Raw genomic sequence first — 12,249 nt, 5'->3', positions numbered from 1 at the left:
TGACAATCGCGTTTCATCGTGTTAGCATGAGGCACAACAGGGGTGCGCGAGAGGCATCAGTGAGAGGGGCAAGACCATGAGCCAGTCGGGTTCCACCATCGTTGCGCCGGGGCTCGAGGGAGTGGTCGTCGCCGAGACCGCGCTCAGCGAGGTCGACGGCCTCAATGGTCGGCTCGCCTACCGCGGGTTCAGCATCGACGACCTGGCGCGCCATGCGACCTACGAGGAGGTCCTTTACCTGCTCTGGCACGGGGAGCTGCCGGCGCGGGACGAGCTCGCCGCGCTGCACCGCGAGCTAGCCGCGAACCGTGCCCTCCCGGAGGAGGTGCGACGCGCCATCGAGGCACTGCCCAGGTCAGGAGAGCCGATCGACGCCCTGCGAGCCGGCGTGACCGCACTGGGGATGACTGACCCGGAGATCCGTGACCTGAGTCCCGAAGGGATCCTGCGGCGCGGGCTCCGCCTGGTCGCCATGATGCCCACGATGCTGGCGGCCTACGCGCGGTTGCGCCAGGGCGAGCAACCGGTGGAGCCGGATCCGGAACTGGGGCAGGCCGGCAACTTCCTCTCGATGCTCTACGGCCGGCGGCCGACCGAGACGCAGCAGGCTGCTTTCAACTGCTACCTGGTCCTGCTGGCCGAGCATAGCCTGAACGCCTCCACCTTCGCGCTCCGGGTCACCATCTCGACCCTGGCCGACCTCTACGCTGCGGTAGCGGCCGCGCTGGCTGCGCTCAAGGGCGATGCCCACGGCGGGGCGAACCAGCGGGCAATGGAGATGTTGCTCGAGATCGGATCGCCCGACAACGTCGTCGACTACGTGGAGGAGTCGCTGCGCATCAAGCGCCGGCTCATGGGGATCGGTCACCGGGTCTACCGCACGCGTGACCCGCGGGCAGCTCACCTGATGGGGTGGTCGAAGGCGGTGGCCGAGGAGTCCGGCGAGAGGACCTGGCACACGATCGCCGAGCGGCTGGAGGAGGTGACCGCGAATCACCCGTACTACGTCGAGCGGAAGCTCTACCCCAATGTGGAGTTCTACTCGGCGCCGCTGCTCTACGGGCTGGGGCTGGCGCCCGATCTCATGCCAGGCGCGTTCGCGATCAGCCGGGTAGCCGGCTGGGTGGCGCACGCGCTCGAGCAGCTCGCCAGCAACCGGCTGATCCGGCCACAGGCGAGTTACGTCGGCGAGCGCGAGCGCCACTTCGTCCCGCTCGACCAGCGGGGATAAGGGATCCGCTGCCGGATCGGTTCCGAGCGAGGCGAGACGGCCACACGCGGAATTCACTGTACGTACAGGAGCAAACCGGTCAACCATGTGATATACTGGGTCGGTGTGACCGGTGGGCCAGGGTCTGGCTACCTGGGATAGGTTCAGTGTCTCGCTCAATGGGAGAGTGATAGCCGGTGGCGAAGACTGTGCGTGTGGAGCTGCGCGATAACGAGAGCTTCGAAGCCCTTCTCAAGCGCTTCACTAAGGAGCTCCAGAAGTCCGGTGTGCTGCGCGATTATCGCGCGAAGCGGCACTTCGTGAGCAAGAGCGAGCAGCGCCGGGCCAAGATGCGCAAGGCCGAGCATCGACGGCGACGCAAGCTGGCCAAGCTGGCGAAGAAGGGCCAGAACCTGCTCTGAGGGGTCTGATCGGGCGAACTCGTCCGATCGGCGTGGGTAGAGGTCGATGCCGGTTTCTCGTTGGGGTGCTCGCCCGGGACAGCAGCGTAAGGATACCCTGGCCCAGGCAATCGCCGGCCTCACGTGGATGCTCCCGGTCGCGACAATCGTGTTCGTGGTCTATGTCGCTGGCGCGCTCGCCGGCGGCATTTTGTATGATCTGCCGATCTGGGTACTCATCCTGCCCAGTGTGCCGTCGCTGCTCGTCACCTGGATCGCGCTGATCGTGGCCCTGGTGGACGTGACCAGCCGGCCGGCGACGCAGCTCTCGGAGAGCGCTCGGCTGGCCTGGCTCATCGCTCTGGCCTTCCTCAACGTGCTAGCTTTCCTACCCTACTGGCTCGTCGTCGCGCGCAGGCCGCTCCAGCTCAGCCAGCCCTGATCGGCCCTGGCGCGCGCCGCTATATGGCCAGCCGCGGTTACCTGCCACGCTTACCGGCACTGGACAAGACGTAGGGGCGACCGGCCGGTCGCCCCTACCCGCTCGCGGCAAGTTCGGAACCTGCCCGTTTGACACTGCGCCAGTTGCCCTCACGCTCCACGCAGGACGGCATCCACCTGGTGCGGGCATGCGCTGTCGGGCAGCCGCCGGGAGCTGGTCAGACCGGCCAGGTCTCTTGCCGGTAGGCGGCGTCCCAGAACATCCACTCATACCGGCTGGTGGTGACGAAGTGCTCGCGCACCGGCGCTCGCCGGCCCTCCGGCAAGTCTTCGACTGCCCGATCCATCACCTCCAGCACCTGCTGCACCACCGTCCCGAACTCCTCAGAGGCGTAGGTGTCGATCCAGCGCCGGTAGAGCGGGTTCGGCGAGCCCTCCCGCTCCAGATGCTTGCCTACCTCCCAGTAGATCCAGTAGCAGGGCAAGACCGCGCCCACGACCTCCTCGAACGGCCGGGCATGGGCCACCCGCAGCAGGTACGAGGTATAGGCCAGGTTGGTGGGCGCTTTCGGCGTCCGGTAGATCGCCTCCGGGCTCAAGCTCCAGCCCTGAAAGAAGCCCTCGTGCAGCGACCGCTCGACGACCAGCGCCGTTTTGGCGTGCTCAGCGAACATCTCGCACCAGGCGTCGACCGGCGACTTGGCTCCGGCCAGCGCCAGGCAGCGGGCGTAGTCTTGCAGGTACAGGGCGTCCTGGATCACGTAGTACCGGAAGGCCGGCTCCGGCAGCGAGCCATCGGTCAACCCCCGGATGAACGGGTGCGCCAGGATCGCCTGGTAGATCCCTTCGATGGACGTCCACAGTTCAGCCGTAAACGGCCTGCTCATCGCGTTCCTCCCTCCAGCTAGCCACGCCTCGTCACGTTCCAGTCCCGACCCCACGCTCCGTCTATGGGAGAAGACGCCAGCCGCCGTGCGTTACCCCGAGAAAGAGGATGAGCCAGATCGCGATCACCATGAGCAAAACAATCGTCCAGATGCGCAGTACTCGCCCCATCACCGCCTCCTCAACGTCGCATCGCCGGCCCGCCGAACGGATCGAGCCGTGCCGGTAACCCCATCCAGACCAGTAGCGAGAGAACGACCACCGCGAAGACCGCGTACGCTAGCAAGAACGCCAGGTCGCTCCCAGAGAAGCGCAGATGCCGGTAAAACGTCCGCCGGCGCTGGGCACCGAGCGCCCGCGCGTCCATCGCCACGGCTACCTGCTGGGCACGGCGGATGCCGCTCGCCAGGAGCGGGATCGCGTAGCCGAGCAGCCGGCGAGGCGCCGCCAAAGCTCCGCCGCCCTCTGGCACCCCGCGCACCCGGTGCGCCGCGCGGATCTGAGCCAGCTCAGTGCTCAGGAGCGGGACGAACCGATAGGCTGCCATCACGCCGTAGCCGAGCCGAACCGGCAGCCGGCACTGCTGCACCAGCGCCAGGATGAAGTCGGTCGGATGCGTCGTGAGCAGGAAGAGAAGCGAGGAGGTATAGATCGCCAGCACGCGCAGCACGATGCTTACGGCATAGATGATGCCAGCCCTGGTGAGCTGGAGCGGGCCGAGATCGAGCGCCACCGCTGGCGCCTCCGCCATCCGGGTCTGGTAGAAGGCCGCCGTGGTCCAGAGGAGACCGATGCCGGCTGGCAAGAAGGGCAGCAGCGCTCGGGCCAGCCGCGACGGCGGGATACGCCCGAGCACGAGCAGCGCGAGCAGGAAGAACAGGCTGAAGAGGGCCGGTACAGCGATATCCACGACCAACGTGAGGATGAGCGTCGTCGGGATAACCAGCACGAACTTGGTCACCGGGTTCAGCCGATGGAGATACGAGCTGGTCTCCATGTAGATGCCCTGGCTCATCGCCCCGCTCCCAGCGCGGCGAGATAGTGCTCGATCGTGCTCAGCAACGGTAACCCGTCTCTCTGCTCGGCCAGGCGCTGGCCGAGCCGCACCAGCGGCGGGGGAACCAGCCCAGCCCGCCGCAGGAGCGACGTGCTGCCGAGCAACGCGGCGACCGGCCCGAGGAACGCGAGCTGCCCGGCGACGAGCACCCCGGCTGCGCTGGCCTCCTCGGCGACGAGCCGCAGATCGTGCGTGATCGCCACGACCGTCCCCCCACCACGGACCAGCTCGCGGAGGCGGCCCATGATCAGCGCCGTGGTCCGCCGGTCCTGGCCGAAGGTCGGCTCGTCGAGGATGAGCAGGCGGGGACGTAGCACTAGCGCGGTCGCGACCGAGAGCCGGCGCTTCTCCCCCTGGCTCAGCGTGAACGGGTGAGCGGGCGCCAGCGACGCCAGGCCGAACTCCTCGAGGATCGCGCTCACGCGGGCCTCGACCTCCCGCTCGGCGAGCCCCTGGACCCGGAGCCCGAACGCGACTTCGTCGTAGACGGTTCCAGTGAGGAACTGATGCTCGGGGTTCTGGAAGACGTAGCTCACGAGGTGCGGCAATCCCTGGCGCGTGTACGCCCCGAGCGGCCGGCCGAGCAGCCGGACCGCCCCAGGCGGCGGCTCCAGCACGCCGACGAGGTGGAGCGCCAGCGTGCTCTTGCCCGCGCCATTGGGGCCGACCAGGGCGAAGAAGCTGCCCTCGGGGATCGCCAGACTCACCTCGCGGAGCGCCTGGAATCCAGACGGGAAACGGTACGAGAGGCGACGAACCTCGGTCGCCGGCTGTCGCTCCGGCGGATCTACTATGGGAGGCCAGCGCAGGCATACCCGCCCCAGGTAGGGCTCCAGCGCCTCGGCTGCCTCCTCGACCGTCAGCGGCAAGGGATCGATCTCAACGCCTGCCTCGGCCAGCCGGTAGGCCAGCTCGGTCACCTGCGGGATCCAGATCCCGGAGCGGTCGAGGTCCTGCCGGTAGGTGGCGAACACCGCGCGCGGCGGCCCCTCGGCCAGCAGCCTGCCCCCAGGGCCGAACAGCAAGACACGGTCGACCAGCGGCATCAGGTCGTCGAGCCGGTGCTCGATCACGATGATCGTGTGCTGCCCGGTCGCCTTCAGGTGGGCTACAGCGGAGAAGAACTCGGCGGCCGCCTGGGGATCGAGGTGCGCGGTCGGCTCGTCGAGCACTAGGACCTGGGGCTCCATCGCGAGCACGCAGGCCAGGGCCAGCCGCTGCTTCTGACCGCCGGACAGCCGATCGATCCGCCGATCCCGCAGCTCGGAGAGCCCGACCAGCTCCAGCGCGGCCGCGATCCGCCCCGGCATCTCGCCTGGCGGAATGCCCAGGTTTTCCAGCCCGAAGGCGATCTCCTCCTCGACCGTGAGCAGGCAGAACTGCGACTCCGGGTCCTGGAAGACCACGCCGACCTTCTCGCTCAGCCGGTTGAGGGGCGCGTGGCGGGTATCGAGCCCGGCGACACGGACCTGCCCGTCCATCATCGCCCCAATGGCCTGCGGGATCACGCCGTTGAGGCAGAGCGCCAGCGTGCTCTTGCCACAGCCCGACGGCCCGAGAACGAGCGCGAGCTCCCCCGGCTGAATGGAGAAGGAGACCTCCTCCAGCGCCGGGCACTTGCGGCCCGGGTATTTGACCGTCAGGCCTTCGACCAGGACGGCCGGCTCGAGGCTAGATCTCCGGCCGGCGCTCGCGAGCGATGGGGAAAGCATCGAGCACTCCCGTCGGCACCAGGGCATCGGCGATGAGCTTGGCCCCACCACCGGCCAGGATCGCCGCGCCGGCCATGCGCATCAGCGTGTAGAGAACCTGCGCCTCGATCGCCAGCCGCCCCCATCCCTGGATGGGATAGAGGTAGAGCAGCGAGAAAGCCAGTCCACCGAACGCGGCTGCGCCCATGAGCCAGGGCAGGCTGAAGCGGCGGTAGCCGGTGGCGAGGAAGAAGAGCTCGCAGGCGCCGCCCTCGATCAGCCCGGCTATGAGGACGATCGCGCCCCAGGGAGTCAGCGGCATCTCGGCCAGGGCAGCGATCAGCTCGCCGAGCAGTGCCGCGCCAGGCTTGCGCACGATGTAGGGCGTGATCACGCCGCCGATCAGCCAGAAGCCGCCGACGAAGTGGGCAGCCCAAGGACCAAGAACTGCCGCAGTCGCCTGGTAGAACCAGGTCCAGGGCACCCAGATCAGACCGATCGCGATGCCCATGGTCGCGACGACGAGGATCTCGGCCGTCGTCCAGGGTTGCAGCAGTCGTCTCATCGTGCTCCCTCCGCGCCGATTCGCTCAGACCGGCCAGCTCTCGCGACGATAGACCATGTCCCAGAAGAGGTACTCGAAGCGCGCGGTCGTGAGGAATGCCGCCCGCACGCGCTCGAGCTCATGGGCCGGCTGCCCCTCCAGCAAGCGGGCGAGCGTTGTCTCCAGCCACTCGACCCAGGCAACGAAGCCGGGGCTGGTCCAGTTCTCGATCCACCGCTGGTAGTCGCCGGCCGACCGGGCGGCGCCCTTCACTGTCGACCAGGTATCGAGGTACGCCTTCTCAGCCGCCCAGGTTCCGGCGAGAAACTCGGGGAACGACCCCAACGCCGCGGCGGCCTGCCGGTAGGCGGCATAGCCGAGGCAGACCGGAGTCGGCTCGACCTCCAGGCTGAGGCCGTGCTCCCGAGCGTACTCCTCGAACAGGTCCAGCTCCCGACGCAGCGCGGCCGCGTTGTCGATCAGCGCGCGCCGGATCCCCTCATCCGGCGCGCGGGCGATCGAGAGCCCGCGGATCTTGAGCGCCTCGCGCACGAACAGGTAGTCCTGCTGGACCCAGAAGGCGAACCGCTCGGGCGCGAGCGTCCCGGCCGCCAACTCCCGGACGAAGGGGTGACGGACCATCGCCTCCCAGATCGGCCGGGCCTCGGTGAGGAGGCCGGCGAGGTACGCATGGCTCCCGCTCATCGTGTCTACTCCGCTCGCTGGCCTCGAACAAATAAGAAGAGCACCACAGGCGAGGCGATCGATTGCCCATGGTGCTCCGTACGCCGCACGAGTGCTCCCTCCGCTGGCATTACCCAGGTCAGGTTCACCGGTCGGTGGCGGGATCGTAAGCCACCCTCTCAGCCTGGTTCCCCCAAGCTCCCGGGACGACTGGCTGTTGCGTTGTCGCCCACACTCTAGCAGCAGCTCCCAGCGCCGTCAAGCGATGCCCAACAGCCCACGCGCCGATCAGGCGCACCGAAACTTGACACTGGCCGTATCAAGTCCTATCCTTGCAATGGCTAGCACTCGATCATGCTGAGTGCTAACGGGATGAGACGCCGTGGAGCTGACCGAGCGACAGCAATCCATCCTCAAATACGTGGTCGAGGAGTACATTCGGACCGGCCGGGCAATCGGCTCGAAAGCGCTGCTCGATCGATTCCCGCTAGGCGTGAGCTCGGCGACGGTTCGCAACGAGATGGGCGTGCTGGAGACCCTCGACTACTTGCAGCAGCCGCACACCTCGGCCGGTCGTGTGCCGACCGAGCGCGGGTTGCGCTACTACGTCGAGCATCTGATGCAGACCGACGAGCTGTCGCCGGCGGAGCAGCTCATGATCAGCCACCAGTTCCGCCAGGTGGAGCAGCAGGTGGCGAGCTGGCTCAAGCTAGCGGCAGCCGTGCTCGCGAACGCCAGCGGCAACGTGGGACTGGTGACGCCGCCACGCTCTCGGGTCGAGCGGCTGCGCCATTTCGAGCTGATCAACCTGCGCGGACGCCTGGCATTGCTGGTCCTGGTGACGCAGTCGAGCGCGATTCACCAGTCGCTGCTCGAGTTCAGCGAGCCGGTAGACCAGACGACGCTGAGCGCGCTCAGCCAGCGGCTCAACCCGGAGATCCGCTGGCTGGACCGCGAGCAGATCGAGCGCAAAGCGCGCGGGGCGAGCCCGCTGGTCGCCTCCGTGCTTCGCTGGATCGCCGAGGCGCTGCACTACCTCGAGCGGCAGCAGCGCAGCGAGCTCTACGCGGAGGGGCTGGATCAGGTCATTCGCCAGCCGGAGTTCGCCCGGGGCGACATGGCATACGCGCTGCTGGAGCTACTCCGGGGCGGGATGATCCTCTCAGTGCTCCTCCCCCAGCTCGAGCCGGGGGATGAGGTACGCGTCTTGATCGGGTCCGACCTGCACCTGCGCGAGCTGCGGCCGTTCAGCGTGGTCGTCTCGGCCTACCGTGCCGGCGACGAGAGCAGCGGGTTGCTCGGCGTGCTCGGTCCCCAGCGCATGGCGTACGCGCGCTCGATCTCGATGGTCCGCTACCTCGCCCACGTCGTCTCTCGTTTGATGGGCGAACTCTACGGCGAGGACGAGAACATCGGAGCCGACGATGCGGTGAAGGGGATGCTGAACTGATGAACGAGGAGCGACGAGTAGAGGAACAGGGACCCGAGCGCACGACGCAGGCGGAGCCGGATCGCGCACAGGAGCCGGTGCAGGTTCATGCGGAGCTGGCGACGTCGGAAGAACTCGAGGCGCCGCCGGGACAGCCATCGGACAGGAGCGAGGTGGATCGCCTCAGCCGGGAACTCGAGCATCAGCAGCGCCTGGCCGAGGAGTACCTCGACCAGGCACGGCGGGCACGCGCCGAGTTCCTGAACTACAAGCGCCGGATCCAGCAAGAGATGGACGAGCTGCGCGCGCAGGCCAACGCCCAGCTCATCCTCAAGCTCCTCCCGGTGCTGGACGACTTCCACCTCGCGATCGCCCGTATTCCGGAGGCGGAGCGAGAGAATCCCTGGATCCAGGGGTTGCTCCTGATCGAGCGAAAGCTTTGGAGCGCGCTGGAGTCCGAGGGAGTCAAGCCGATCGAGGCAGTGGGCACGCCGTTCAGCCCGGCCGAGCACGAGGCGATCGCCGTCGAAGAGGGTGAAGGCGAGGAGCAGGTGGTCATCGAAGAGGTGCGGCGCGGCTACACGCTCGGCGGGCGGGTGCTGCGCCCCTCGCTGGTGCGGGTCGGGCGCCGGCGCCGGCAGCGGGGCGAGCAGAGCCCAGCGGGGGACGAACCGTCACCCACCGACGGTCGGCAAGCAGAGCAGGCAACGTCGTAGTGTGAGAGGGTCGTGAGGGAGAGCTATGGGACGAGTCATCGGCATCGACCTGGGAACGACCAACTCGGTGATGGCAGTCATCGAGGGTGGCGAACCGGTCGTGATCCCGAATGCAGAAGGCGAGCGATTGACCCCATCGGTGGTCGCGGTCACATCCACCGGTGAGCGGCTCGTCGGGCGCTTCGCCAAGCGGCAGGCGATCACGAACCCGGAGAACACGATCTATTCGGTCAAGCGCTTCATGGGCCGTCGATTCGATGACCCGGAAGTGCAGAAGACGATCAAGCTGGTTCCGTACAAGGTGCGGCGCGCGCAGAACGGGGGCGTCGAGATCAAGATGGGCGACCGCTGGTACAGCCCGCCCGAGATCTCGGCCATGATCCTGCAGAAGCTCAAGGCTGACGCGGAGGCCTACCTGGGCGAGAAAGTCGACAAGGCCGTCATCACGGTGCCGGCCTACTTCGACGACAGCCAGCGCAACGCCACCAAGGACGCCGGCCGGATCGCCGGGCTGGAGGTGCTCCGCATCATCAACGAGCCCACGGCTTCGGCGCTGGCCTACGGTCTGGACAAGAAGTCCGAAGAGCAGATCGCCGTCTACGACCTGGGTGGTGGCACCTACGACATCTCGATCCTCGACATCTCCGAGGGCGTGTTCCAGGTACTGGCCACCAACGGCGACACGCACCTGGGCGGCGACGACTTCGACCAGCGGATCATCGATTGGCTGGCCGACGAGTTCAAGAAGCAGGAGGGGATCGACCTCCGCCAGGACCGGATGGCGCTGCAGCGCCTCAAGGAGGCGGCTGAGAAGGCCAAGATCGAGCTCTCGAGCGTGCAGCAGACCGAGATCAACCTGCCGTTCATCACAGCGGACGCCACCGGGCCCAAGCACCTGGTGATGACGCTGACGCGCTCCAAACTGGAGCAGCTCGTGGCCGACCTGGTGGAGCGCACGGTTCCGCCGATGGAGCAGGCCCTGAAGGACGCAGGCCTGAGCAAGAGCGACGTCGACGAGGTCGTGCTCGTCGGCGGCCAGACCCGGATGCCGCTGGTGCAGCGGAAGGTCTCGGAGTTCTTCGGCAAGGAGCCACACAAGGGGATCAATCCGGACGAGGTGGTCGCGATCGGCGCGGCGATTCAGGCTGGCGTGCTGGCCGGTGAGGTTCGCGAGGTGCTGCTGCTCGACGTGACGCCACTCACACTGGCCATCGAGACGCTGGGTGGGGTGGCCACGCCGATCATCCCGCGTAACACGACCATCCCGACCCGCAAGAGCCAGATCTTCACCACCGCGTCCGACAACCAGACGCAGGTCGAGATCCACGTCGTCCAGGGCGAGCGCCCGATGGCGGCCGACAACAAGAGCCTGGGCCGGTTCATCCTGGACGGGATCCCGCCAGCGCCGCGCGGCGTGCCGAAGATCGAGGTCACGTTCGACATCGATGCCAACGGCATCCTGAACGTCTCGGCACGCGATATGGCGACCGGGCGCGAGCAGAAGATCACCATCACCGCGTCGAGCGGCCTGACTGAGGACGAGATCCAGCGGATGATCCGCGAGGCCGAGGAGCACGCCGAGGAGGACCGCCGCCGGCGCGAGGCGATCGAGTTCCGCAACCAGGCAGAGGCGCTGGTCTACCAGTCGGAGAAGACACTCAACGAGTACAGCGATCGCATCCCGTCGGATCTGAAGCTCGAGCTGGAGAACAAGGTCGCCGAGGTCAAGGAGATCCTGGAGCGCGACCCGGAGAACATGCAGCGGCTACGCCCGGCCTATGACGAGCTGGCGCGCACGCTCTCGCAGGTGGGGGCTCGCATGTACGAGCAGGCCGGTGCCGCGAGCGGGTCGGGCCCGGATGGCACTGAGGACGAGCGGGCTCGCTCCGGCGAAGAGGAGACCGTCGAGGGCGAGTACCGCGAGGTGCAGTAGCACTGGTAGCGCCCGGCAGACCAGAACGCGCGAGATGACCTGGGGCGCCCACCGCGGGCGCCCCAGCGTCGTCGATCGCCTCTCCTCGCTAGGGCTCCACCAGGACTTCGAGGTTGGCCAGCGGAACGAGCCGGCGCGCGCCATCGTCGAATTCGACCACGACGGCCCAGCGCGCCACGCCGTCGAGCCGCAGATCGAGCACCGGGTCGCCCCGGCAGACGCCGACCTGGCCGAGCCTGCCCGGATCGGTGAGACGGACACGCACGCCGTCTCGCACTGGAACAGCGACTGGCTCGCGACCACCAGTCGCGCCCGCCCTGGTGATCAGGCACGCGGGTCGCGTCTCGCCCCTGATGCTGCTGGCGAAGAGTAACGCAGCGTCGTGTCCCTCGCGCGTGGCCAGCGCGTCGAACAGTGGCCGGGCCATCGGCCGCCGGCCGAACCCTTCGGTCACCAGGACGCTGACCGGTGCTTCGGTGAAGCCCCCTGACCAGGATCCATGCAGCAGCCGCGCTGCCCAGAGGTCGGCCTGAGCATCGGAACCACTGATCCCGAGCACGGCCTGGATCGAGGTGGCGCTGAGGCTACCGACGATGACGCCAGCCACCCCGAGCGAGGCCATCCGGCGCAACGCCGCGCTGCTCACGGTCATGCCTGCGACGACCACCGCACCGCGGCAGCGCTCGTCGATCGCATCCGGCGGCAGCTCGCGATCCGGGCGATCGGTGAGGACACGCAGCGGGCCGTAGACTTCCTTCCCCAGAAGAACAGCTCCCGCGACGCGATCTCCACTCGCCTTGATAGTCACCCGCTGCGCCTCATCGGCCTCGATGACGTCTCCATGCACCAGCGCGGCGTACTCGACCGAGGCAACAGCGGGCGTGACCGTCACCGTGCCGAGCTGCTCGTCGACCTCGGCGAGCTGCCCGGTGATCGGAGCGGTCACCTGGGCGGTGCGCAATCCCCGGCGAGCGGAGGCGATCGGCTCGCCAGCCGTGACCTGGCTTCCGAGCGGGCGCGTGAGATGCCGCCGAACCACCCCAGGCGACAGACCCAGCTCGCGGGCGACATGGACGGTAACCGGGCGGGGAACGCTCGACGGCGCTGACAGCACCACCGTTGCGGGCTCGACCCGAGCGCCAACCGGCACTCGCACCTCGCCCGGCAGCGCGGCACGGCGCTCGATGTGCAGCGTAACATCCCGGGTCAGCGCTGGCACCTGCTCGACCAGTGGTCTCTCCATCGCCGCTCCACTATC

At 67.9% G+C, this 12,249-nt stretch carries 12 protein-coding genes; 6 read left to right on the top strand and 6 right to left on the bottom strand.

From position 1 onward, the window contains the following. The first annotated feature begins 76 nt into the window (after positions 1-76). The 3 genes from NET02_RS05350 to NET02_RS05340 all read left to right on the top strand — a co-directional run bounded on the left by NET02_RS05350 (position 77) and on the right by NET02_RS05340 (position 2,053). A complete protein-coding gene (locus tag NET02_RS05350) occupies positions 77-1,231 on the top strand; it encodes a citrate/2-methylcitrate synthase (protein ID WP_284056349.1) in 1,155 nt (384 codons plus the stop codon). A gap of 176 nt (positions 1,232-1,407) precedes the next feature. Continuing rightward, positions 1,408-1,632: a 30S ribosomal protein S21 gene (gene rpsU / locus NET02_RS05345; RefSeq protein WP_284056348.1), complete on the top strand. Its 225-nt coding sequence runs from the start codon at positions 1,408-1,410 to the stop codon at positions 1,630-1,632. A 46-nt stretch (positions 1,633-1,678) separates the two neighbouring features. Further along, complete coding sequence (locus tag NET02_RS05340) at positions 1,679-2,053, top strand: hypothetical protein (RefSeq protein WP_284056347.1); 375 nt, start codon at positions 1,679-1,681, stop codon at positions 2,051-2,053. Between the two features lie 217 nt (positions 2,054-2,270). On the opposite strand, the gene tenA is transcribed toward NET02_RS05340, so the two are convergent. From tenA to NET02_RS05315, 5 genes are all read right to left on the bottom strand, one after another. Further along, positions 2,271-2,939 (bottom strand): thiaminase II, encoded by a 669-nt coding sequence (gene tenA / locus NET02_RS05335; RefSeq protein WP_284056346.1) that lies wholly within the window; start codon positions 2,937-2,939, stop codon positions 2,271-2,273. A gap of 179 nt (positions 2,940-3,118) precedes the next feature. Then, a complete protein-coding gene (locus tag NET02_RS05330; protein ID WP_284056345.1) occupies positions 3,119-3,952 on the bottom strand; it encodes an energy-coupling factor transporter transmembrane component T family protein in 834 nt (277 codons plus the stop codon). Further along, positions 3,949-5,706 carry an ABC transporter ATP-binding protein gene (locus NET02_RS05325; protein WP_284056344.1) on the bottom strand — a complete coding sequence of 586 codons (1,758 nt, stop codon included), beginning with the start codon at positions 5,704-5,706 and terminating at the stop codon, positions 3,949-3,951. The genes NET02_RS05330 and NET02_RS05325 overlap by 4 nt, the downstream gene beginning before the upstream one ends. Continuing rightward, entirely contained in the window at positions 5,666-6,250 is a 585-nt protein-coding gene (locus tag NET02_RS05320) for an ECF transporter S component (protein ID WP_284056343.1), read from the bottom strand. The genes NET02_RS05325 and NET02_RS05320 overlap by 41 nt, the downstream gene beginning before the upstream one ends. A gap of 24 nt (positions 6,251-6,274) precedes the next feature. Then, positions 6,275-6,934, bottom strand: coding sequence for a TenA family protein (locus tag NET02_RS05315; protein WP_284056342.1), 660 nt, complete (start codon positions 6,932-6,934; stop codon positions 6,275-6,277). 361 nt (positions 6,935-7,295) lie between these two features. On the opposite strand from NET02_RS05315, the gene hrcA reads away from it, so the two are divergent. The 3 genes from hrcA to dnaK are packed head-to-tail and all read left to right on the top strand — an operon-like array spanning position 7,296 to position 10,991. Further along, complete coding sequence (hrcA, locus tag NET02_RS05310; protein ID WP_284056341.1) at positions 7,296-8,363, top strand: heat-inducible transcriptional repressor HrcA; 1,068 nt, start codon at positions 7,296-7,298, stop codon at positions 8,361-8,363. Next, positions 8,363-9,058 carry a nucleotide exchange factor GrpE gene (locus NET02_RS05305; protein ID WP_284056340.1) on the top strand — a complete coding sequence of 232 codons (696 nt, stop codon included), beginning with the start codon at positions 8,363-8,365 and terminating at the stop codon, positions 9,056-9,058. The genes hrcA and NET02_RS05305 overlap by 1 nt, the downstream gene beginning before the upstream one ends. Before the next feature lie 25 nt (positions 9,059-9,083). After that, positions 9,084-10,991 (top strand): molecular chaperone DnaK, encoded by a 1,908-nt coding sequence (gene dnaK / locus NET02_RS05300; protein WP_284056339.1) that lies wholly within the window; start codon positions 9,084-9,086, stop codon positions 10,989-10,991. 88 nt (positions 10,992-11,079) lie between these two features. On the opposite strand, the gene NET02_RS05295 is transcribed toward dnaK, so the two are convergent. Further along, on the bottom strand, positions 11,080-12,234 hold the full coding sequence (locus tag NET02_RS05295) for a hypothetical protein (protein WP_284056338.1): 1,155 nt from the start codon (positions 12,232-12,234) through the stop codon (positions 11,080-11,082). Positions 12,235-12,249 lie beyond the last annotated feature (15 nt).

Origin of the sequence: Thermalbibacter longus, from assembly GCF_023806485.1 — a bacterium.
In the GTDB taxonomy this organism is placed as follows: Bacteria; Chloroflexota; Chloroflexia; order Thermomicrobiales; family Thermomicrobiaceae; genus Thermalbibacter; species Thermalbibacter longus.
This window is presented reverse-complemented; position numbering and strand designations above follow the sequence as displayed.

What these genes read in the sequence shown, in the direction of transcription:
- NET02_RS05315 (WP_284056342.1), bottom strand. Translation starts at nt 6,934, where the DNA reads ATGAGCGGGAGCCATGCGTACCTCGCCGGCCTCCTCACCGAGGCCCGG.
- NET02_RS05295 (WP_284056338.1), bottom strand. Translation starts at nt 12,234, where the DNA reads ATGGAGAGACCACTGGTCGAGCAGGTGCCAGCGCTGACCCGGGATGTT.
- NET02_RS05325 (WP_284056344.1), bottom strand. Translation starts at nt 5,706, where the DNA reads ATGCTTTCCCCATCGCTCGCGAGCGCCGGCCGGAGATCTAGCCTCGAG.
- NET02_RS05350 (WP_284056349.1), top strand. Translation starts at nt 77, where the DNA reads ATGAGCCAGTCGGGTTCCACCATCGTTGCGCCGGGGCTCGAGGGAGTG.
- dnaK (WP_284056339.1), top strand. Translation starts at nt 9,084, where the DNA reads ATGGGACGAGTCATCGGCATCGACCTGGGAACGACCAACTCGGTGATG.
- NET02_RS05330 (WP_284056345.1), bottom strand. Translation starts at nt 3,952, where the DNA reads ATGAGCCAGGGCATCTACATGGAGACCAGCTCGTATCTCCATCGGCTG.
- NET02_RS05320 (WP_284056343.1), bottom strand. Translation starts at nt 6,250, where the DNA reads ATGAGACGACTGCTGCAACCCTGGACGACGGCCGAGATCCTCGTCGTC.
- NET02_RS05305 (WP_284056340.1), top strand. Translation starts at nt 8,363, where the DNA reads ATGAACGAGGAGCGACGAGTAGAGGAACAGGGACCCGAGCGCACGACG.
- NET02_RS05340 (WP_284056347.1), top strand. Translation starts at nt 1,679, where the DNA reads ATGCCGGTTTCTCGTTGGGGTGCTCGCCCGGGACAGCAGCGTAAGGAT.
- tenA (WP_284056346.1), bottom strand. Translation starts at nt 2,939, where the DNA reads ATGAGCAGGCCGTTTACGGCTGAACTGTGGACGTCCATCGAAGGGATC.